At 54.3% G+C, this 21,720-nt stretch carries 21 protein-coding genes and 1 other RNA gene; 4 read left to right on the forward strand and 18 right to left on the reverse strand.

Translation table 11 applies throughout. The features are described from left to right. Positions 1-207: 207 nt before the first annotated feature. The 7 genes from VF639_RS23960 to VF639_RS23990 all read right to left on the reverse strand — a co-directional run bounded on the left by VF639_RS23960 (position 208) and on the right by VF639_RS23990 (position 6,317). Positions 208-957: an EcsC family protein gene (locus VF639_RS23960; protein WP_331148491.1), complete on the reverse strand. Its 750-nt coding sequence runs from the start codon at positions 955-957 to the stop codon at positions 208-210. Between the two features lie 68 nt (positions 958-1,025). Continuing rightward, on the reverse strand, positions 1,026-1,439 hold the full coding sequence (locus tag VF639_RS23965) for a type II toxin-antitoxin system VapC family toxin (protein WP_331148492.1): 414 nt from the start codon (positions 1,437-1,439) through the stop codon (positions 1,026-1,028). Continuing rightward, positions 1,432-1,638 carry a hypothetical protein gene (locus tag VF639_RS23970; RefSeq protein ID WP_331148493.1) on the reverse strand — a complete coding sequence of 69 codons (207 nt, stop codon included), beginning with the start codon at positions 1,636-1,638 and terminating at the stop codon, positions 1,432-1,434. Before VF639_RS23970 ends, VF639_RS23965 begins: the two co-directional genes overlap by 8 nt. 230 nt (positions 1,639-1,868) lie before the next feature. Beyond that, complete coding sequence (locus VF639_RS23975) at positions 1,869-2,693, reverse strand: carboxylesterase family protein (protein WP_331148494.1); 825 nt, start codon at positions 2,691-2,693, stop codon at positions 1,869-1,871. Positions 2,694-3,061: 368 nt separating this feature from the next. Further along, on the reverse strand, positions 3,062-4,087 hold the full coding sequence (locus tag VF639_RS23980) for a Gfo/Idh/MocA family protein (protein WP_331148495.1): 1,026 nt from the start codon (positions 4,085-4,087) through the stop codon (positions 3,062-3,064). Positions 4,088-4,240: 153 nt separating this feature from the next. After that, positions 4,241-5,047 (reverse strand): M48 family metalloprotease, encoded by an 807-nt coding sequence (locus VF639_RS23985; protein ID WP_331148496.1) that lies wholly within the window; start codon positions 5,045-5,047, stop codon positions 4,241-4,243. A 97-nt stretch (positions 5,048-5,144) separates the two neighbouring features. Continuing rightward, on the reverse strand, positions 5,145-6,317 hold the full coding sequence (locus tag VF639_RS23990; RefSeq protein ID WP_331148497.1) for a DegT/DnrJ/EryC1/StrS family aminotransferase: 1,173 nt from the start codon (positions 6,315-6,317) through the stop codon (positions 5,145-5,147). Positions 6,318-6,470: 153 nt separating this feature from the next. Between VF639_RS23990 and VF639_RS23995 the strand changes: the two genes are divergently transcribed. Then, positions 6,471-7,382 (forward strand): hypothetical protein, encoded by a 912-nt coding sequence (locus VF639_RS23995; protein ID WP_331148498.1) that lies wholly within the window; start codon positions 6,471-6,473, stop codon positions 7,380-7,382. 87 nt (positions 7,383-7,469) lie between these two features. On the opposite strand, the gene VF639_RS24000 is transcribed toward VF639_RS23995, so the two are convergent. The 6 genes from VF639_RS24000 to VF639_RS24025 form a co-directional block, all read right to left on the reverse strand. Continuing rightward, on the reverse strand, positions 7,470-8,363 hold the full coding sequence (locus tag VF639_RS24000) for a glycosyltransferase family 2 protein (protein WP_331148499.1): 894 nt from the start codon (positions 8,361-8,363) through the stop codon (positions 7,470-7,472). A 165-nt stretch (positions 8,364-8,528) separates the two neighbouring features. Continuing rightward, positions 8,529-9,221, reverse strand: coding sequence for a cell division ATP-binding protein FtsE (locus tag VF639_RS24005; protein WP_331148500.1), 693 nt, complete (start codon positions 9,219-9,221; stop codon positions 8,529-8,531). Positions 9,222-9,341: 120 nt separating this feature from the next. After that, positions 9,342-9,545, reverse strand: a complete 204-nt coding sequence (locus tag VF639_RS24010; protein WP_245124171.1) for a fructose-6-phosphate aldolase — start codon at positions 9,543-9,545, stop codon at positions 9,342-9,344. A gap of 105 nt (positions 9,546-9,650) precedes the next feature. Further along, positions 9,651-10,307, reverse strand: coding sequence for a fructose-6-phosphate aldolase (gene fsa, locus VF639_RS24015; RefSeq protein WP_331148501.1), 657 nt, complete (start codon positions 10,305-10,307; stop codon positions 9,651-9,653). A gap of 216 nt (positions 10,308-10,523) precedes the next feature. Continuing rightward, positions 10,524-10,620: signal recognition particle sRNA small type (gene ffs, locus VF639_RS24020), an RNA gene on the reverse strand. Between the two features lie 393 nt (positions 10,621-11,013). Then, a complete protein-coding gene (locus VF639_RS24025; protein WP_331148502.1) occupies positions 11,014-11,457 on the reverse strand; it encodes a carboxypeptidase regulatory-like domain-containing protein in 444 nt (147 codons plus the stop codon). 290 nt (positions 11,458-11,747) lie between these two features. Here VF639_RS24025 and guaA point away from each other — a divergent pair, with 290 nt between their 5' ends. Continuing rightward, complete coding sequence (guaA, locus tag VF639_RS24030) at positions 11,748-13,280, forward strand: glutamine-hydrolyzing GMP synthase (protein WP_331148503.1); 1,533 nt, start codon at positions 11,748-11,750, stop codon at positions 13,278-13,280. 259 nt (positions 13,281-13,539) lie between these two features. Here the strand turns inward: guaA and VF639_RS24035 are convergent, their stop codons facing one another. Continuing rightward, entirely contained in the window at positions 13,540-13,860 is a 321-nt protein-coding gene (locus VF639_RS24035) for a DUF6686 family protein (protein WP_331148504.1), read from the reverse strand. 219 nt (positions 13,861-14,079) lie between these two features. Here VF639_RS24035 and VF639_RS24040 point away from each other — a divergent pair, with 219 nt between their 5' ends. Both VF639_RS24040 and VF639_RS24045 read left to right on the forward strand, forming a co-directional pair. Further along, positions 14,080-17,367, forward strand: a complete 3,288-nt coding sequence (locus VF639_RS24040; RefSeq protein ID WP_331148505.1) for an AsmA-like C-terminal region-containing protein — start codon at positions 14,080-14,082, stop codon at positions 17,365-17,367. A 111-nt stretch (positions 17,368-17,478) separates the two neighbouring features. Then, the gene (locus VF639_RS24045) at positions 17,479-18,192 is read left to right on the forward strand and encodes a GAF domain-containing protein (RefSeq protein WP_331148506.1); all 714 of its coding nucleotides are present in this window, start codon (positions 17,479-17,481) and stop codon (positions 18,190-18,192) included. 60 nt (positions 18,193-18,252) lie between these two features. On the opposite strand, the gene dgt is transcribed toward VF639_RS24045, so the two are convergent. The 4 genes from dgt to VF639_RS24065 form a co-directional block, all read right to left on the reverse strand. Next, positions 18,253-19,671: a dGTP triphosphohydrolase gene (dgt, locus tag VF639_RS24050; RefSeq protein ID WP_331148507.1), complete on the reverse strand. Its 1,419-nt coding sequence runs from the start codon at positions 19,669-19,671 to the stop codon at positions 18,253-18,255. Between the two features lie 259 nt (positions 19,672-19,930). Continuing rightward, the gene (locus tag VF639_RS24055; RefSeq protein WP_331148508.1) at positions 19,931-20,209 is read right to left on the reverse strand and encodes a hypothetical protein; all 279 of its coding nucleotides are present in this window, start codon (positions 20,207-20,209) and stop codon (positions 19,931-19,933) included. Positions 20,210-20,684: 475 nt separating this feature from the next. Beyond that, positions 20,685-21,374 (reverse strand): DUF1361 domain-containing protein, encoded by a 690-nt coding sequence (locus VF639_RS24060; protein WP_331148509.1) that lies wholly within the window; start codon positions 21,372-21,374, stop codon positions 20,685-20,687. Between the two features lie 108 nt (positions 21,375-21,482). Next, positions 21,483-21,620, reverse strand: coding sequence for a hypothetical protein (locus VF639_RS24065; RefSeq protein WP_331148510.1), 138 nt, complete (start codon positions 21,618-21,620; stop codon positions 21,483-21,485). Between the last annotated feature and the right edge of the window lie 100 nt (positions 21,621-21,720).

Consider the following 21,720-nt stretch of genomic DNA (forward strand, 5'->3'; position numbering starts at 1 on the left):
GTAACTGGATGCTACAACCAAATAGAACGTCATGGAGAGGCGTAGCCGAAGCATTGTACTAGTGTAGTAATTACCGTTACAACCTCAACATGCGAGATGCTACGGCTCTGTATGACGCCCTATTCGGATAGACTCTTAATTGATTAAGAAAACGCCTCCCCAATTCATTGGGGAGGCGTTTTTATGTAGTGTGAAGTCTAGGCTTTATCAAGAGGGCAGCGGTATTATTTCGCTGCCCTCAACTGCAAAGTGCCGCATGCGGTAGCAGTTCATGGCCGTTTCGCCAAGCTGCACCAGCAGGCGGTAGTTGGCCACCGCTCCTACTGCCGCTCCAATAATGGGCAGCAACTGCGCCAGTTTGGCCAGGTCGATATAGTCGCGGTACTCTTGCTGAAACGTGCGCCAGTCGAAGGCATTGACGTCGGTGGGGAGGGTCTGGCGGTAGGTTTCCCAATCGGCAAGGCGGCGGTACACCTCGTTGCGGGTGTGCTGGCTGCTGAACGTCAGTTGGAAGATGTGCAGGATGTAGAGCCGCTCCGGATATTCTTTTACGTCGTAACCGTAGAGGGCCGCTATATCAAAGAGTAGCTTGAGCTTGATACCAAGCAACAAGGGAAAATCGGCGAGGCCAAGGAAAAAACCAGCGGCTCCCGTCACGGCTCCTTCGGCGGCGGCCGTATTGCGGTAGTAGCGGATGCGGGTCCGTATGCTCGTTTCGCGCGCCGCCAAAGGCATTGCCACTACTGGTTGACGCGTACTATACATCGAGCCGAACAAAACAGCTCGCACCATCTGTTTGATGGTGGCCGTAATTGCTTTATGCACTCGCTCGGGCAGCAGCGCGTTGAGGCGCGCTTGCACCCGCCGCGCTAGGCGGTTGAACATGGAGGGCGGTTGCTGCATCTGCTTTTGCCACGCAAGTAGCTCAGCGTAAGCCAGTTTTTCGTCGGGCGTCATATCAAAAGCTTACGCGTAGTGCGCCACCTAGGCTGCCTTAATACCCGCTAGTCTCCCTGAAACGACTGCTACAGTTCCGCCACTACCACTACTTGTATTTCGCGGACGTTCTTGAGCTCTTTGTCGTTGGTCAGAAACACGTCGCAGCCTGATTCGACGGCCGTGGCTATTTGCATGGCGTCAATACCCTTGAGGCCGGCGTATCGGGCTTGCAGCTGGTACGCCAGCGTGGCCGCTCCAAGCGTTATTTCGCGCATTTGAAAATCGAAGTCCCGCAGCAGATCGTCGAAGTCCAGCAACAAATCAGGGCGGCCGAGCTGCTCGGGTTTGGCGCAGAACTCGGTGTACGTCAGTACACTGGTTTCCAATAAGGCATTATCGGTCAGCGACTGAGTTAAATAGTCTGCTACTTTTTGATAATAGCCCGCGTGGTTTTCAACTAGATAAATGAAGGGTGCCGTGTCGAAGAATATTCTAGCCACGGGTGCTCTGCCGTAACTGCTGCACATACTCCTGCGCGTCCATCGACCAAATTCCCTGGCCTTTGCCACGGTACTTCTCTAAAATTTTGGTAGCACGGCTGATATGGCTCATGCGCTTGGCTACTTCTTGATAAACAACTTGTAGCTCGGTGGGCGGCAGCAAGTCAATTTCCCGAATGATCTGTTGGGTTGGGCTCATACTTTAAACGTTATCTAGGATGAGTTTTGCTTCGAAATTTTGTTCGGATGCAGCTCAACTATAGCGCAAGATAGTGATCTTACCAATATCCTGTTCATTCATTGGTTACTGCAAAAAATAAATAAAGGTTAATTAAACCTATGCTTATCACAATATAATTTGATTTTTGTTATGAAATAGTTGAATTATTGCGGTTGAAGTGCAAGAACACATTATTTATTTTAAATTTTTTACTTTTTCGTGACGACGCCACTACTAGTGACCTGTTGGCTGAACATCCACTGTGCCAAGGTGGCCTGATCGTAAGCTTTGGTCCAGGAGTCGTGGTCTACACCAGGGTATTCTGTGTATTGCACGGTGCCACCCGCTGCTTGCAAGGCCTCTACTAGTTGTCGCGTTTCGGTCACGGGTACCACCGAATCGTTACCGCCGTGGAAGGTCCAGACGGGCGCACTGCTACCGATGCCTTGGGCAATTGTTGTGTAAAGGCCTGGCGGCTGTGCTAGAAACTGCTTGGCCCGGTGAGCCGGCAGATACGCGCCGCCACAAATAGGCACCACGGCCGCAAACATGCCCGGATGTTGCGAAGCCATCAACCAGGTGCCGTAGCCGCCCATTGACAGCCCAGTGAGGTACACCCGCGTCGGATCAGGATGAAATTTTCTTTGTTCTTCCGCCAGGGCAGCTAGTGCCATAGTCTGCATAGCAGGCTCGGTCCAGTAGCGCTCCGCCGGGCACTGCGGCATCACTACAATAGCCGGCCAGCGCTCTACATGCTGCCGAATGCTGGCAGGCAGGCCGACTTGCGTGTGCAGCAACCCATCGGAGCCCCGCTCGCCCGCGCCGTGCAGAAACAAAATAATCGGCCACTTCTGCCCCTTCTTCACATAGAAATCAGTTGGCACATATACCTGATACCGATAGGTAGTTCCCGCCACCGTCAGCGTGCGATTCAAGAAACCTGTCGGATTAGGTTTGGCTACAGCGGTGCCGCTGGCGGCCAGCACCAACAAAACCCAAAGCCACAAGCGCACTGTTGTATTTGCTATCATCATGAAGCTATTTAGGTAGTTGGTTGAACGTCGTGCTGACGAGAAGAAGCATCTCGCTCATGTGGTAAACTCAGCCTCAGCACGCGAGATGCTTCGGCTGCGCCTCTGCAGGACAGTCTGGAAGAGCTTAGCTGCCTTGCTGAACAGCATCCATGTCTCAATAGGTTATAAAACGGAATTGCTAGGCACGAGCAGTAAGCGGAAGTAATAAGTCGTTCTGTTTCACTCTCTGCACGTCCTAGAACAACAGAACGAGCCGTCGGCAACTGTGGCTACACCTTGCTTACATACAATCAGCCAAGAGTAGCGTCTCGCTGTGAGGTCTCACGCAGTAAGACACCCTTCCCGGGTAGTCGAAACGCAGTGCGGGTCTATTTCAGACTGTATATCCGCTCGATGATTTCCACCACTTTCATCCCTTCCAACGCGTTGGTGGTGGCGAAGCTGCGCTGCTGCACGGTGTCTACCACGTTTTCAATAACCTGTACGTGGTTGGCGGCGCTTCCCTGGTAGGGGCCGTAGTCGTTGGCGGGGTTGGTGGGGGGCAGTTCCGGGAGGGTGTAGTTGCGCAGATGGCAGTACTCTACTTTGTTGATGTACTGGCCGCCGAGGCGCAGGCTGCCGTGTTCGGCTACCACGGTGAGGCTGCTTTCCAGGTTCCGGTCCCACACGGCGGTGCTGTACTGCAGGGTGCCGCTGCCGCCCCGCACTAAATCAAAAGTTACTAAGCCGCTGTCTTCAAACTCGGTAAGGCCAGCGTGGTTGAAGTCGCGGAAACGGGCCGAGATGTTGGTGATGTCGCCGAACACCCAATACAGCAGGTCCACGAAGTGGCTGAACTGCGTGAAAAGCGTGCCGCCATCCTGCGCTTGCGTGCCTTTCCAACTACCGGTCTTGTAGTAGCGGGCGTCACGGTTCCAGAAGCAATTGAATTGCACCAAGTATATTTCACCTAATCGGCCTTCGTCATAGACCTGCTTCAGCCAGGACGCGGGCGGTGAATACCGGTTCTGCATCACGCCAAACACCAGCCGCCCGGTTTGCAGCGCCGTGTGCACTATGGCTTCCGCATCTACTTTGCGCAGCGCAATCGGCTTCTCGATAACTATATGCAAACCCTGCTGTAAACCAGCTATAGCTTGGGAGGCGTGCTGGTAATTTGGTGTAGCTATAGTTAGTACATCCGCCTTCGGGCCTTGCGCTAGGTACTGGTCTAAAGAAGAGAAAAAGGGCACTCCCGGATACTCTGAGGCCAATTCGGGAGCCAGTTCCGAGCGTGTATCAACGAGAGCTACTAGCTGAGCGCTGGGGTGGCGGGTAACCAGTGCGGCATGGCGCTGGCCAATATGACCAACACCACAAACTACAAAGCGGACAGCGGGAAGAAAATCGGCCAACGGGGTCAGGATACAGAGGAGCAGTAAAGAGCGGCAAGCTGCGAAAAAACTGGGTTCTTTTCTCTGTTTCTCTCCAAACGAAAACAGCGTGGGAGAAAGCGGGCTGTTGCCTGCCTTCCCCCACGCTGTTTGTCGCGCTGCTTTGCCGCTGCGCTACAGCAGCCGCTTCAACTCCTCGAAATTGTTGTTGTTTACGTTGCGTCCGGTGCAGCCCAATTGCTGCGCGCTCTTCTGGATATTCGCAATGCGCCCGCCGGGGTTGGGGTGCGTGCTCAGAAACTCCGGCGTACCACCACCGCCCTGTTTTTCGGCTTTGATGAAGAAGCCAGCGGCACCGTCGCAGGAATAGTAGCGGGTGCCGTTGAGGTAGATAGTGGAGTACTTATCGGCTTCGGTTTCGTAGGCGCGGCTGAATTTGAGTTGGCCTAGGCCAGACGCAATCTGCACGAGCTGGTTGGGGTTGTTGCCTAATACCACGCCCGTCAGCAAGCTGATGCCGTATTGTTTCTGGAGCAGTTGGGTGCTGTGCCGCCGGTCGGCGTGGGCTATTTCGTGGCCGAGCACGCCAGCTAGTTGGTTTTCATTGTCAAGAAATTTGATCAGGCCCGAAAACACGTAGATGTGTCCACCAGGAGTGGCAAAAGCGTTTTGAATCTGGTCGTCCTTAATGATTTGCACGTCCCACGGGAATTGGGTGCGGTATTTCAGGTTGCCATTATCGAGCACCCGTTTCACTACCCCGTCGAGCAGCTGATAAGCGCGGGCGTTGCTGGACCGCGCCAGCAGCTGGCCCTTGGCCTGGTACAGCGAATCGGTTTGCTTGGCTACCTGCGCCCCGAGCTCGATATCCTGCTGCACAGAAAAGATATTAAAGCCTTGGTTGGGCTTGGTAATGGCGGCAGTGGTAAGAGCGGCTACTCCGGCTAACGGGAGCAGCAGCGTAAGAAAAGAACGGCGCATAAAGAGGAGCTAAATTTTAAAACAAGTAATAAGGCAGCAAGAAAAAACAGTGCCAACCTGACCTATATGCTACTCCAGCGCCGCCTGCAATGCCTGCTTATTGAACGGCTGCCCAGGTACGCACCGCCGCTACAACAACATCTACTTGCGCGTTGGTGAGCATCGGGTGGATGGGCAACGACAGCACGGTGCGGCCCAGGCCCTCGGCCACCGGAAACTGGCCCGGCTGGTAGCCTAAGTAGCTGTAAGCAGGCTGCAAATGGGTAGGCAAAGGATAGTAAACCACGCTCGGAATGCCGTGCTGCTGTAAATGTACCTGCAACTGGTCGCGGCGGTTAGACGCGTCAGGGCTTCCTTCTTCTACCACCACCGTATATTGATGAAAGACGTGCGTGCTGCGCGGGTCGCGGAACGGTACGCGCAAACCAGCAATATCCGCTAGGGCCGCATCGTAGCGTGCTGCTAGCTGCTGGCGAGCAGTGGTCCACTGCGGGAGGTGGCGCAGCTTCACGCGCAACAGGGCTGCTTGCAAGGTATCGAGGCGGGAGTTGAGGCCGATGTGCTCGTGGTGGTACTTGCGGGTCTGGCCGTGGTTAGCTAGCTGGCGGAGGTAAGTAGCACGGGCCGGGTTGCGGGTGAACAAGGCCCCGCCGTCGCCGAGGGCGCCGAGGTTTTTGCTGGGAAAGAACGAAGTGGTACCCACCTCCCCCACCGTGCCCGCCATGCAGCTCAAGCCAGCCTCGGTAGTGAACGTGGCGCCAATAGCCTGCGCATTGTCTTCGATTAGGGCAACGCCGTGCTTCTGGGCCAGGAGTTGCAGCGCCGCCAGGTCGGCGCACTGCCCGAACAGATGCACCGCTATAATAGCGCCGGTGCGCGCCGTGAGGGCAGCTTCTACGGCTGCGGGGTCGAGGTGGAAGGTGTCGGGTTGAACGTCGACGGGAACGGGTAGTAGCCCAAGTACGGCGGCAGCTTCGAGGGTGGCTACGTAGGTAAAGGCCGGCACAATAATTTCGGCGCCAACAGGCAGCTGCAAGCTCATTAGGGCCAGTTGCAGAGCATCGGTGCCGTTGGCGCAGGGTATCACACAAGGGCCATCCAGGTAGGCACTTAACTCTTCGGCAAACTGTGCTACAGCCGGGCCCTGAATGAAGGCGGCTTCCTCTAGGGTCTGCTGTAGCGCGACATCCAGCTCACTTTGTATGGAGGCGTGCTGAGCGCGCAGGTCAAGCATTTGAATGGGCGCGCAGGGCAAGGAGAAGGTAGGCACAGATAAGAGGTAGCAAACAAGCGAGCCCAAAGATAGAAGGACGCTTGAAACGACGCGTAACCCGCGCAACCTGAGGTGCAAAGCTTGCGTTATCGGGCCACAAAGCCAGCCTGGCTACCCGATAAAGACGCTGCGCTCTAATACCCCTATGCCATGCTCAGGAAAAGCCTCACTGCAAACGCCCTCGCCTCTTTGCTGCTGCTTGGTGGGGCCTTCGGCTACACCAGTTGCTCGCCAACCGACAAGAAAGAAGTGTCGGCGGAGAGTGATCAAGCTTACCAGGATTTTCAGACGTTCGTTTCCGATGCCGAAGCCAAGGCCAACAATGTAGCAGAAGTAGCAGAAGCCGACCACGAACAGGAAACCAATCAACTCAAAACCGACTTCGACGCCAAAGTAGCGGCCATTGACCGATACGCCGACCAGTACGACGATGCCCGGCGCCAAGAAGTGGAAGCCTTACGCACCCGCTACACCGAGGCTTTCGACAAGCGCGAAGCCGCCTGGAACAACCGGGACAAGAATAAAGCCACAGCCCAAGAAACTGCTGACGCTGATGTTGACGCTTCTGCTACCGGTGGCACGCCTAAAATGGGCAAGTACTACAAACCAAGCAGCCCGGCCGCCAAAATAACGGCAGCCAACGCCCGCGCCACCTACGAGGCATTTGTAAAGAACATCAAACAAAACGAAGACCAATACGACCTCGACGACTGGCGCAACATCAACACCGAATGGCGAGCCCTCGATGAAGCCTACGACAAAGTGAAAGGTGACATTCCGGCGCGCGACTTAGCGGAAATTCAAAAGGAAAAACTAAAGTACGCTGCCTTCAAATCGGTCGATAAAGCTGAAGCCCGCGCTTCGCAGGGCGCGGCTGCCGTAAGCAACGAAGCGAAAGACGTAAAAGAGGGCACCGCCGACGAGCCGAGCAAAGTAGGCCAAGCCACCAGCAATACCGCCTCCGACGTGAAGAAAGCCGGTAAAGACCTTGGAAAAGGTGCCGCCAAGGTTGGCAAGAAAGTAGGCGGCGCCGTGAAAGACGTATTCGACGGCAAGAATTAAATAAGAGCTGCAAGCCGCAAGCTAATGCATTGATGAAACGCCACCTGCTTGTAGCAGCACATCAGCTTGTGGCTAACGGCTTGCAGCTTATTTAGCCAGTTCCGTCAACATCCAGTACAGCTTCAGTGCGTCGAGCTGACGCAGGCTGGGGCGCACAGAAAGCAGATTGCGCCGTACTTGGGTTTGCCGCAGTTTGAAAGCTGCCCGCACAGCTTCGCCCAACCCCCAACGGTGCAGTTGCAGAGCCGCTTTCAGAAGCTTGGTGTCACTGCCTAGCCCTTCGGCCCGATAGAGTAGGGCTAGGTTCCGGACGGCTTCGTGGCTTTTCTGCAAAAACATGGTGGCAGGTTCCAGCCCGTCGTGCAACACTGGATTGTCGAGGTGCTGGACCTTAATGCCGGCCTGGCGCAGTAGCCATCCAAACTTGGTGTCTTCGTGGCCGTAGCGGGTTAGCTGCTCATCTAAACCAAAGCGGCGAAACAGCTTGGTTTCGATCAACATATTATTGAGCGTAAGCTGGCCGTGCGGTGCCCGCTGCCGCACGGCCGCCGGCCGGGCTTCCCGCAACCGCCCGTACAGCCAGCGCAATGTTAACTCCGAGGTTGGTGGGGCGGTATGCTCGTAGGTGGTCCCTCCTACCAATACGGGCGCCTGAGTTCGGGCCGTGGCATACCGGGCCAGAAACTGGGAGTCGGGCAGCAGACTATCGTTGTCGAGGAGTAGCAACCACTCGTGACGGGCAGCACTGGCCAACCGGTTGCGGATAGCAGCTCGCCCAATATTGTGCGGCAACTCTTCGTAGCGGACGCCGGCCAGCTTCGTTAGCAGCTGGTTGGGTTGCCGTTGCATTTCCTGAGACCCATCGTCAAGGCACAAGATTTCCACGGGCCCGTCCCAATCTCCGCTCTGGGCTTGCAACGCGTACACCAAAGGCGTCACGTCGCGGTTGAAAACCGGAATCAATACGGAGAGACCGGGCATGGATTACAGGGAGAGGTTAGAGCCCAAAGCAAGGTTAGTGACGAGTAGGTGCGTCAAATGTACAATCAAGCCAACACATTAAATCAACCCGTTGCTGCCCTGAGGGTGAGCGTACCAACAGGCGTTGGCAGCAGGCCCCAACGTAGTGATGCCGGGTTGCTGAAACTAGTTTTTCAACTGAAAAGGCGACACCGCCGAATCTATCAGTTGGCCTTGTTCGCACTTAAGCACCCGTTTCGGATACTGCTGAATAATCTGGTAGTTGTGCGTGGCCATGAGCACGGCCGTACCCGAGTTGTTGATTTCCACGAACAGGCGCATAATACTGTCGGCCACGTCGGGGTCGAGGTTGCCGGTCGGCTCGTCGGCTAGCAGCAGCAACGGCTCGTTGAGCAGGGCGCGGGCAATGACGACGCGCTGCTGCTCACCGCCCGAAAGTTGGTGCGGCATCTTGCTTGCTACGTTGGCCAAGCCCACGCGCATCAGCACCTCCGAAATACGCTGCTGCTTACGGGCCTTGCCGCTCCAACCCGTTGCGTTAAGCACGAAAAGCAGATTTTCGGCCACCGTTCGGTCGAAGAGCAATTGAAAATCCTGAAAAATGATGCCCAACTTACGGCGCAGGTAGGGCACTTTGCTGCTGTTGCTGATTTTGGGTAATGCAAAGCCCGCCACGGTTCCCGAGCCTGCTCCCAACCCCAAATCGGCGTACAGCGTCTTCAGCAAGGAACTCTTACCAGAACCCGTCCGGCCCACCAGATAAGCAAATTCCCCTTTCTCCAGCGTAAACGTGACCTTCTGCAAGATGGTGTTTACATCCTGCATGATATACGCATCGTGCAGCTCGACAACAGACATAAGTTAGTGCTTAGTTGGTAGTGCTTCGTGCTTAGGTTGTTCTATCACTATTTAGTCGTTCTATGTAGTAGTGTATCAGAACAACCTAAGCGCTAGGCACCAAGCACGAAGCACTAATAATCAGATTTCCAGTTTTTGCAGCTTCCCGAAAGCCAGGCCATCGATAACAGCCGCTAAGGCAGTTTCCTTGTTCTCCAACCCATAACGGTGCAGATCCTTTAGAGGCCGGTCGGCGCGGAAATAAGCAATGAGCACGAACTCTTCGTCGCGCAGCTGGATGTAGTCTGGAATCTTAGCTTTGCCTTTGACTTTGATGATATACATGGCGCAAGTAATTATGAATTATAAATTCTGAATTCTGAATTACGTGGATGAGCCTATCGGCCAATTCATAGTTCACAACTCATAATTCATAATTCTCATTCACAACTAAGCATTTACGCGCTGGTGGTCGGCCAGGAAAGTAGCCAGGCCTTTGTCGGTGAGCGGATGATGGAGCAGCCCGGTAATAACGTTGAGCGGGCAGGTTACGACATCGGCCCCAAGCTCAGCGCACTGAATCAGGTGCGGAATGTGGCGCACCGAAGCAGCCAGCACTTGCGTAGGATACCCGTAGTTCGAGAATATATCCACGATTTGCTGGATCAGCAGCATGCCATCCGCCCCAATATCGTCGAGGCGGCCCACAAACGGCGATACGTAGGTGGCACCCGCTTTGGCGGCTAGCAAGGCTTGTCCGGCCGAGAAGATAAGGGTGCAGTTGGTTTTGATGCCTTTGTCGGCGAAGTAGCGAATGGCTTTCACGCCGTCCCGGATCATCGGTACTTTCACCACAATGTTGGGGTGCAGCTCTGCCAAGGCTTCCCCTTCCCGCACGATGCCTTCATAGTCGGTGGCAATTACCTCGGCCGATACGTCGCCGTCCACCAGCTCGCAGATTCGCTTGTAGTGGGCCATAACAGCATCGGTGCCTTTGATGCCTTCTTTGGCCATAAGCGAAGGATTGGTGGTTACGCCATCGAGCACCCCGAGCTCCACAGCTTCCTGAATGTCTTTAAGGTTGGCGGTATCAATGAAAAATTTCATGTGGCAGGCAGAATCAGATGAAAACAACAAGTCCTCAAAGCTACTCACGGATTTAGCCGGATTGGTCGGATGACACGGATTTTTACTGTTCTGATTACGACATGACCACAACCTGAACCTACTGAAATGCAAAAGAGCGACGCAATGCGCCGCTCTTAAAGCAAATAAAGCCAACTGAATCCGTGTAATCCGACCAATCCGGCTAAATCCGTGATAAAAAAAGCGAGCCAAAATCGCACCGCTCAACCACTTACCCTTGCTACCTTCCGGTCCTGGGGGAGTTCAGCAGGAGCTGGTCGTTCTGACTCGCCGGGTGCAAAGATAGCAACGAATCAAACGGTTTATGCTACAGCCGCTTCTTTTTTATGTTTTCAAGTACCTACTGCCAGAAAATCAGGAGCTTTCTTTTTAAAGACCTCTGCCTTGCTTGATAATGAATAGTAGTCACTGCGTAGCTTCAAGCATAAAAGCGCTGCCTTACCAAACACTGTCCAAGTCTAGAAGTAGACTTAGCCGGTGTGTGAATAAAGCAGCGCTTTATAAGAATAGAATAGGTTAGTGATAGGTGGTCTTCAGTTTATGGCTACTCAACAATAAAGGAACTGTATAGCAAACAACTGATAGTAAAATCCTGCTATAAAATTTATTCTCTGCTGGTCCTCAAGAGATACAAGGAACACCAAGCAGTAGCCGTTTTTGGCATGGGCTATTTGTGCCAAGCCTTCTCGGCGGCTTTCGCTTTCTTTTTCAGTTGGCGCTCGTAATTATCAACGGGCTCAAGCTGAAAGGTGATGGGATGCGCATATGTAGCTTGCTGCTGCACATCCTGATAGCCAGCGTAACTCACTAGTAGCATGGGTGCTGCGTTGGTGGTTTGCAGCAGGTACTCCCCTTCGGCATTCGTTGTAGTGGTAATGCTGTACTGGTTCTTACCGGATATTATTGATACAACCACACCAGCTAAAGGCTCGCCCATCTCATCAACTACTGCTCCTTTGAAAGCTTTAACTTCCAATGGGGCAGCTTCCACTACTGGCGCTGATGAAGGAGTGAGAGCGGGTGTGCTGCTCATGGCAATGGCCGTTTTTGGCAATGTCCGGGCATTCGAGGTGGTGCTAGTAGCACGCTGCGCTATGGCAGTTGTCGACAAGAAAAGACTTGTTACACTAAAAATGAAATGTACAAATGACTTCATACAACAGGTGTGGGAGGTAAAAGAACGGGTAGAGAGGTAGGACTTCAGCTAGTATTTGTTGCAAGCCAGCCTTTGTTGATGCAAGTATACACATCATATTTATAATATCAATGTATAAGACAATTTATTTTTTAACTAATACTATTTGATTGTACAATACTTATATTATTCGAAGGTTAACTAGGGAATATTGATTGGGAGAGGGTGGAATTTTGTGCTCCCCCTGTCCCTGCTTACCTTTGTTCATGCCTCAACAGATTCTGATTCTCGACTTTGGGTCGCAGTACACGCAGCTTATTGCCCGACGCATTCGGGAGCTAAATGTTTACTGCGAGATTCACCCTTATACGCACGCCCCGGACCTCACTGAGGATATCCGGGGCGTTGTGCTTTCTGGCTCCCCCTGCTCGGTGCGCGACGCCGAATCGCCTAACCCCGACCTTTCCAGCTACTTAGGCCGCATACCCGTGCTCGGCGTATGCTACGGCGCGCAGTTGCTGGCCCACCAGCAGGGTGGCGAAGTAACGCCTGCCACCATCCGCGAGTACGGCCGGGCCCGCCTGGCGCACGTCAACCACGAGAGCCCGTTGCTGCATGGCGTGCCAACCGAATCGCAGGTGTGGATGTCGCACGGCGATACCATCAAGCACCTGCCGGCGGGCTTCGAGATTATTGCCAGCACGCCGGAAGTTGACGTGGCCGCTTTTCATATCGAAGGCCAACCCACGTATGGTATCCAGTTTCACCCGGAAGTAACGCACAGCGCCGACGGCAAAACCTTGCTCCAGAACTTTGTGGTGAACATCTGCGGCCTCGACCAAAGCTGGACCCCCGAGCACTTCGTGGACTCGATGGTGGATACGCTGCAACGCACCATTGGCGAGCAGGATCAGGTGATTCTGGGCCTTTCGGGCGGTGTGGATTCCAGCGTGGCGGCCTTGCTGCTGCACCGCGCCGTTGGGAGCCGGTTGCACGGCATCTTTGTGAACAACGGCCTGCTGCGCAAAGACGAGTACGAAGAAGTACTACATTCTTACAAAGACCTGGGCCTGAACGTACGAGGCGTCGATGCCTCAGCCGAGTTTTATGCGGCACTAATAGGCCTTACCGACCCCGAATTGAAACGTAAAGCCATTGGCCGCACTTTTATTGAGGTATTCGACCGGGAAGCGCAGAAGGTAGACGGTGCTCGTTGGCTAGCCCAAGGCACCATTTACCCCGACGTTATTGAGTCGGTGTCGGTGAAAGGGCCGGCCGTGACCATCAAGAGTCACCACAACGTGGGGGGCCTGCCCGCTAAGATGAATTTGCGGGTGGTGGAGCCGCTGCGCGCTTTATTTAAAGATGAAGTACGCGAAGTGGGCCATACCCTAGGGTTGCCCACCAACATTCTGCACCGCCACCCCTTCCCCGGTCCCGGGTTAGGCATTCGCATCCTTGGTGATATCACCCCCGCTAAAGTAGACTTGCTTCAGCGCGCCGATGCCATCTTCATCAACGGCCTGAAAGCCCACGGCCTCTACGACCAAACCTGGCAGGCCGGCGTGATGCTACTTCCCATTCAAAGCGTGGGAGTGATGGGCGACGAGCGGACGTACGAGCAAGTAGTAGCGCTGCGCGCCGTAACCAGCGTAGACGGCATGACAGCCGACTGGGCGCACCTACCCTACGAGTTCCTGGCTGAAATCAGCAACAAAATCATCAACCAGGTGCGCGGCATCAACCGCGTGGTATACGATATTTCCAGCAAGCCACCAGCTACCATCGAGTGGGAGTAAAGAGTAACGGAGTAGTGCAGCAACTGTGTAGGCCGCTGGCGTTGTGTTAGCGGCCTTTTTTGTGAAGTGGTATGGCTTCTTTCTCTTAACAGAAGCTGTTTAGAAAGTCTGTAGGCTGTTTTAAGCTTCATAATTAGACGTCTAAACTATGTTTCTATAGAAGACCAGAACAGACTTAAGACTCGATGCTTTTAAATGGACATATAAAATGTCTGTAGAGCATTCCACTGAGGTGCTTCCTTCTACTTGAGTATTACGCTCAGGCTTTCGGGGTAAGCAACTCTTCTACTTCCAGCAGCAAAGCCGTATTCTCTAGAATATCGCGTAGCTGCGTCAATTCAACCAGAGAGAAAACCAGCGCCAAATGCGGAGCCGGTGTGCGCAGCGCTATACAACGGGCTTCGGGGTCGGAGGTGCGGAGGCAGTGATGCTGCCACGTATCCGCGACGACCTGACGGAACTCGGCAAATTCGGGCGGAGTTGCCGCTAAAGCGACGTTGCCGAAGCATAAGTGCAGATGGCAGGTACGGGGGCAGCGGGCACAATAGCCATAATCGTTGTGGTGAAAGAATTGGGCCATGGGGAACGATGGAAAGTGAATTGAGTTCAAATGTATCACTATTTAGAAAATGTCTAAATAAATTCTTTCTCCGATTTCTGCTTTCGCTTTACCTTGTTGACTTCTTCTCTGCTATTGTGGTCTAGCCGCGCTAGTCCGTATTGTACCACAACAGTGGTTTCTGCGTAGAAATGCTACCCTCTTTCCTGCTCCTGCTCTCATGCCGCCTTCTCCCCTTCTATGAAACGCCCCTCCTTCCGCCAGCTGCTGGGCTTTTCGTTGCTGGGTTTCCTGCTCGCTATTTTGGTTGGGGCAGTGCTGCTAGGATCGAATTGGGGGAAAAGGCGGGTCGAGCAGTTGGTGCGGGAGCGGCTGGCCCGCAACTCCGACTTGGTGCTGGCGCCTTTTGAAGTGAATTTTTCCCTGCTGCGCCACTTTCCGAATTTCACGGTCTCCCTGCGTCATTTTCACCTCACCGATACTACGGCCCGGGCAGCAGTGCCCGTATTACGCATTGGTCGGGCCGATGCGCGGTTGCAACTCAGCCAGCTGCTGCGGGGCCGAGTGCACGTGCATCACCTTACCCTTTACGATACGGAGTTCCACCAGCTCACCGACTCAACGGGCCACGACTGGGGCTTGCATGGTAAAGGGCCGCGCAAAACTACTGCCTCAGCCCCACCTGATTTCGATCTAGATTCGCTTACACTGGTCAACTTCCACATTACAGACCGCAACAACTTGCAGGGCAGTGGCTTTGAAGCTGTGGTACACCAGGCCCGGCTGTGGGCGCACGGGCGCGCGGGCACGGCGCAGGTGCGGGGCACGCTAGATGGGCGGCTCGTGTACTTGCGAAGTGGGCGCGGCAATTTGTTTGTGCAAGAGCCGGTGCGGGCTTGGGTAAGCTATCAGTACAACTTCGAGCAGCGCAAAGGCACATTTTTACGCACCCACGCCACCCTCAACGGCGACACAGTACTTATCAGAGGCACGCACCAGGCCCCGCCGCCAGGGCAGCCACGCGGCACCCGACTCGACCTGCGCATGGTAGGCTCGCAGCCGTTGCTGGAAGTGTTGCACGTGGCCCTTCCGAACAACATGCAACGGTACTTGCAGGGAGCCCGCAGTACCAGCCATGCCCGTATTTGGTACACTATCAAAGGGTTGAGTGGTCCTACTACCCGGCCGCGCACTATTCTGCATTTTCAACTGCGCAATGCGCAGCTCCAATGGGCCGACTCTTTGCGGCGAATCAGGCGGTGGGATGCCCGCGGCACTTTCGACAACGGCCCCGCGCACTCCCCCCAAACCACTTCCCTCACCTTCGACCAATGTCGCCTGTACTCCTCGGCCGGGGAGCTGGACGCGGCCATCACCGCGCGCGACTTTACCCGCCCTATCCTGAGCGGCCGGGTGCGGGGCCGCACAGAACTTGAAACGCTGGCGGCGGTGGTAGCCCCGGGCTTATGGCAGGCCCGGCATGGCAACGCCGCCCTAAACCTAACGCTGAACGGGCCCCTGCCCGAAATACCCACCAGGGCCACGCGACGGGCCAACCGAGCCGGCAAAGTTCCTACTTCTGGTTCAGTGCCCCTGGCCGTCCGTGGCAGCATCACCTTGGAAAACGCTTCCTTCCTGATACCTAGCCGCGGCGCCGATATGTCGGGGTTGAATGTGCGGCTAGGGTTGCGCGACAGTTTGTGGCTGCTGGAAAACCTTTCCGGCCGCCTCAACGGCATGAATGTACGCGCCAATGCTACCACCACGTATCTGCTGTCGTACTTCAACGGGCAACACCCTACTACTACCGTCAAGGGCAGCTTTGTGGTGGATGAACTACGGCTTGACCGCCTGCGCGGTTTGTTGGCGGCGCCCGTCGGACGGCCGCGCCATGTTCCTCGATCTTGGCGCCCTGGTCGGCCACGCCATCAAGAGCTTGCGGCCCGGGCCATGAACCTGCTGCCACCGGGCCTGCATCTTGACATTAGGTTACAGTGCGGCCGACTTGTGCTGCCCGCCGATACGCTACAGCACTTAGCGGCTACCGTGCGCCACAATGGCCGCTATGTGCAACTCAGCAATTTGCAAACCAGCGTATGGGGCGGCCGGGTAAGTGGCGCGGTTAGCTGGCCTACCGATACGCTGCAGATGCGCCCCGTGAAGGCGCAGTTGGCGTTGCGCTTCAATACCCTGGAGTACCGGCGCCTGCTGGCCCTGCTTGATCGGCCGGCGCGCGCAACTCCCGCCTCGGCCGCTACGCCCGATCCGAGCTTGCGCGACCTGATGCTCAGCGCCAATGGGCAGGTGGTGGCGGCCATCCAAACCCTGCGCCTACCCGGCGGTGAAAACCTCACTAACCTTCGGCTCCGCATCAATAAAGCCGGTTTGAATTTTCAGGTTCCGTACTTGAACTTTAGCACCAGCGCCGGAGGACGAGGCCGCGTTAGCGCCAGTGCCCGAATAGCTGAAGGTCAATTGGCGGCAGCTCATGCCGAGATAGATCTGCGCTACGGCACCCTCAATGTGCAACGGCTGCTACGGTTGCTAACCGTTCTGACACCGCCTTCTTCAGCAAAACGCCAGTTCGCTAACACCACCCGCTTGCGGCCCACTTCGTCCTCGTCTCCTTTCCTCGATGGCACTGTCACGGCGCAAGTTCGGGTATTGGCCGACGAAGTACAATATGCCATATTGCGGGGCCGTGACTTTCGTTTGATCAGTTACCTCGAGCCTGGTGCGGCACGATTGGAAAGCTGCTCGTTGCGTGCCTTTGGTGGTTTTGTTTCCTTGCAAGGACGCATGGAAACCGATGTGGACGCCGAACATTACCCCTTACGGGCGCAGGTGCGCCTCGAAGATGTAGAGCTACCGGCCCTGTTCCGAGCAGCCGAAGCATTACGCTTTGAACTGCTGCGGCCCGACAACGTGCGGGGCTCTATGCAGTGCGAAGCCGATGTGCATACCGACCTAAACGCTGATTTCTTGCCCGACCTGGCGAAAACATACGCTTATTTAAAAACCGACCTGCGCGACCTGGAACTGCTGGATGTAGAAGCGCTGGCCCAAGCCTTGAAGTTCCTGCGCGACAAGCGTACAAATCATTTGTATTTTGAACCCGTTAGCCCCCGGTTTGTGCTTGATGGCAACCGGGTCATCGTACCAAGCTTGCACCTCAACAGCAACCTTACCGATATGGCGGTAAGCGGAGAATATCATCTCAACGGCCAAGCCAACCTATACGTGGGCCTAAGTCCGATGCAAGCCTTGTTTGGCAACAATGAAAAGCGCGTAGCCCGCATCAAAAGTGGCGAAGCCGCCATCCGCCCTAGCCGGGGGCTGGTTTACGTAAACCTAAAGCGCCAGCCGGGTAGCCGCTATAAAGTTCGTCCTTTTCAGAAGCAGGAGCAGCGCCGGCAACAGGAACAGCTACACCAACAGTACCAAGAACTCATTCGGGTGCAACACCTCGATACCACTTTGCGACGGCTGCAACGTACAGAAACGAGAAAGGATCTGAACAATTATTAGAAAAAATAGAGGTCTATAAAGAAATACTTGATCTAGCTTTTATCTTATCTAATAAAGCATCAAATTGCTTTACAGGATATTCTTTTTATTTCATTATCACCCGATTATCTCATGTCCCTAATTTCCCAAATACTCATTCCTGCTGACGAAACGCGACGCCTTCGATCAATCCATCAATACGATGTTATGCACTCGTTGCAGGAGTCTGTTTTTGGCGAGTTTGTAGCACTTGCGGCACGTATTTTCAATCTACCGATTTCTTTGATTGCTCTGGTGGATGAAAAGCAGGTTTTATATAAGGCAAATTATGGTCTCCCAAACGTATCAACTCAACCACGAGAGGAAGCTCTTTGCTCAACGGCAATTTTAAATAATCGAGCCGTAGTCTACGCTGATTTAATCAACGAAACATCACCATTTATTACAGTTCAAGCGGCCGAGGCAGCTCGAAATAAAAAACTCCGCTTCTACGCTGCTGCTCCCTTGCTAACGCCCGATGAGAGCCGCATCGGTGCTATATGCATCATCGACTTTGAACCGCGCTATCTAAGCGACGGTGAACAAGAGCTTCTAGAAAAGATAGCCAACCTAATAAGCCAGATGGTAGCCGTTCGGCATTGCTGCCTGCAAAGCCCGGCGCTAGGCGAATACCACTGGCTATTCATTCGAAATCAAGTGCAGGAAGAAATGCAAGGTTTGCTGGCCCTGGTACGCTACTTGGCCACCCGGCACGGCAGCCCCATTCCGATTCCCGATGATATTCTAAATCTCATCGGTCGCCGCTTGAACGACCTCCACGAAGTGCTCGACGAGTACGAGAGCTAACCTTGCCTCAAGGGGTTGCTGCTGCCTGCAAACCTGATTTATGTTTGATCTGGTTGGGTTTTAGAAAAACTTCGGCAAATCAATACCGCGAATGGTGCGGTACAAACTCAAAGCATTTTGGTCGGTAAGACCGCCGATATAATCGGTTAATAAGATAATTTGCTCGTAAGCCGAAACTCCTTCCTGAGAGCCGTTGGCACGGAACTGCGCAGGCAATAGCTGCTGGAGTTTACGGGAGCGAGGCCCTGTGTGAGGATCGAAGGTGGCGTGCAGAAAAGCATCGAGTAGGCCAGCCATAACGTCGAAACCAGCGGCTTCTATTTCCAGCACGGGGCGGCTATGATAAAGATGCTCTACGGTAAGCGCGTGCATCTGCTGCAACTGCTCCCAACAGTCGAGTTGCTGGATTAAGGGTTCGTCGGCGCGGCCGTGGAGGAACGCGGGGGCACGGTCGGCAAAAAGGCGAGCCGTTTGCTGCACAAGCCGGTTGATGAGGCGGGCGCGCAGGTAGCCTAGTTCTTCGCGCCAATCGTGCCATTCCACAGAACGCTGACGATTAGGAGCATCGCCGAGCATCTCGCGGAGCAAGCGCAGGCCCGTTTCGCAGGGAATCAGATTCAGTTTCAGTCCGTCTTCGAAATCAATGATGCGGTAGCAAATGTCATCGGCGGCTTCCACGAGGAAAGCCAGCGGGTGACGGTGGTAGAACCCGGCCGCCGAGCCAGGCGGCTTGGGCAGTAAGCCAAGTTCCTGCGCTATTTCCTGAAAACGAACCGCTTCCGTTTGAAAGTAACCGTGCCGCTTCTCGCTGGTCCCACGGGTACTAGCTTCTTCCTCAAGCACCGAAGGACGCGGGTACTTGGTGAAAGCCCCTAATGTAGCATACGTCAGCCCTAGGCCGGCCGAGCCGCTGCTGTGCGCTGCATACGTGTGCGTAAGCGTCCGAAATCCCGCAGCATTGCCCTCAAAACGCTGAAGGTCGGCGCGCTGCGCAGCGTTGAGCACCCGCACGAAGGGCTCGGCGGCTGGACTGCGGAAGTAGGTGGAGATGGCATCTTCGCCGGAATGGCCAAAGGGTGGATTACCGATGTCGTGGGCCAGACAAGCGGCCGCTACTATATCGCCGAAATCGGAATCTAGGTGCGGCAGTGTTTTGGTTAGGTTGTCGGTTTCTTCGAGTAGTAGCCGGCCGCCGAGGCGGCCGAGGGAACGGCCCACGCAGGCGGTTTCCAACGAATGCGTGAGGCGAGTGTGCACAAAATCGGTTTCAGGTAGCGGCATTACCTGCGTCTTGCGCTGCATCCGCCGAAACGCTGAACTGAACACCACTCGGTCGTAGTCGGCTACGAAAGCCCCACGCACGGGCGGCGCATCCGTGACGACGTGCAATTGGGGCTGTTCGGGGTAGCGGCGACGGCTCAACAGCCGCTCCCAAGTCATGGTCGGCGTATTGGAAAAATCGGTCTGGAGATGCATCATCAGGCCACCAAGGTACGGCAAAGGGCATATATCTGAACTCTACTGCCTCGTTTAAGAACTGTTGCCGTCTAAAAACCAACTACACCATCAGTCCTGGTTGCCAGTTAGCTTGACTGGCAGGGTCATCCCTCGATCCTTTTCAACCAAACAGCAGTCATCACTTCACAACACGCAGACTCCATCCTCCCCACTCTCAGTCAGTAAAGCTACTAATTGCTGCTCTGAGTCTATCACCAACAGACCTTCCAGTACTTTACGGTTAGTTTGGGCGCACCTGTGTGAGGGGTACTTCCTGCCATTTAGCGAAGGTCATCCACTGCCGACACCAATAGCTGTAGTCGCCTAACACACATATTACCCGGTCGCCTTTAAAGTAAATACGGGTCTTCACTTCCTGGTTTCTCCAGTTGATAGCTCCCGCCTCATCGGGTTCCATGTCCTCCACGTTCTGCCAAAGGAATGAGCGAGGAGTTTCGTGTTCTTGGCCTAGCATATCTTGCCAAAGCCGCATAGCATGCGCAATCGGGGAAGGAAACATGAGGTTGACAACAAAGCAATAAATAGGAAATAGCCAGCACGGCGCAGACTGAACGATAAAGCAAGATAATTTTATTTCTGTCATTTCATACCTCACGTTTAAAAAAAATAAAAATTATGGTAGCTCAACTACTCAATCACTCAGAGGAACCCTTAGTTGTGGCTAGCAACAGGATTATAATATAACTTTATAAATAAACACTAACTGCAACCTTACTCACCTTACGGACAATGCTCTTAGTATAGTTATACTACATAGCTCTGTTTGTTTTGTTGTTGCGGCAACGTATGCCAGCGTTTAATTTCCAGGCGAGTTGTACTTGTCCTACTATATCCTTTCTTGATAAAGAAAAGCCTGCTTAAACCAGCTTCTGCACGTGCAAAAGCTGGTTTAAGCAGGCTTTTCGTCTCTAAAGAAGAGGTACTTTGGAAAGTGTATGCAGATGAAGCAGAAGCTTCTTGCAACCCAAACCGTCTTACAAAGGCTCCTCCCCCATTCGGCCTAACAATCGCACAGTCGCGTAGCCTAGCACCAGAAATACACCGTAGAGCAAGGTTACGCCCCAGGTGCTAGGATGAGCAAAGGGGTGCAAGAGGCGGCTTACAATATCAAAAAACAGCGTCAGCGGGTTGGTAACGATGTCCCAGGAGTTGAAACGCAAATAGCGGCCCAAGTAGATGCCGAACGAACTAAGCAACAGTGCCACCGTAGCAAATGCCCAGCTCATGCCGATGCCTAGCCGGCGCGCTACTAGAGCCTGCATATCGGTGAGGGAGGCGTAGGCTAGCATCAGGCCGTTCCAGGCGCAGCTCAGAATTAGGGCGAGGTCGTACCAGTAGGGCACGCCCAGGCGCCGTTCGAGGTGAAATAGGTCGGTGAGAATGTAGGGGGCGTTGGGGAAAAACAGCAGCCACACGCCGCCAACGGGAAGCAACACCCGCGCCTTAAGGCGTCCTGCTGAAAGACCAAGCATGGTGCTCAGACCGAAAGGAATGAAGGCTAAAAACAGATTCCAGAGCAGGAATACGAACGTGAAATGGTGCGTGAAAAACACCCGTATCACAATCAGCAGCACACTCAAGGCGAGTGAGGCACCCAAAACCAAAATTAAATTGAGGCGTTGCCGGATCTGGGGCAGGGCAAGCGGAGCATTTAAAAGCGACATAAGCGTAGGTATCGGCGTTTCATCCGCAGACTGCAACGAATCAGGCGGCGGTAAATTGGCTCAGCACTGAAAGTTACAACGCGTTAACTGAAAAGCAGGCATTCCTACTTAGTTGTAGAACAAGGAGTAAGCCAGCCACAGCACAGCAATAATTGCCATAATATACCAGCCCCACTTGGTGGGGTCACGCTGGTTTTCGTCGCTATACGTTCGGGGACGGCGTTTTAAGCCAGGTAGCAATGCCATAAGTCCGTGCTATTTACGTGCAGGTTTATTGTCCGTTAAACAACGAATAACTTTTACATTCCGTTGCAGCACGAGCAAATCCTAGAGGCCTGATTCAAAG

The sequence above is a fragment of the Hymenobacter sp. genome (assembly GCF_036387835.1).
Classification (GTDB): Bacteria; Bacteroidota; Bacteroidia; order Cytophagales; family Hymenobacteraceae; genus Hymenobacter.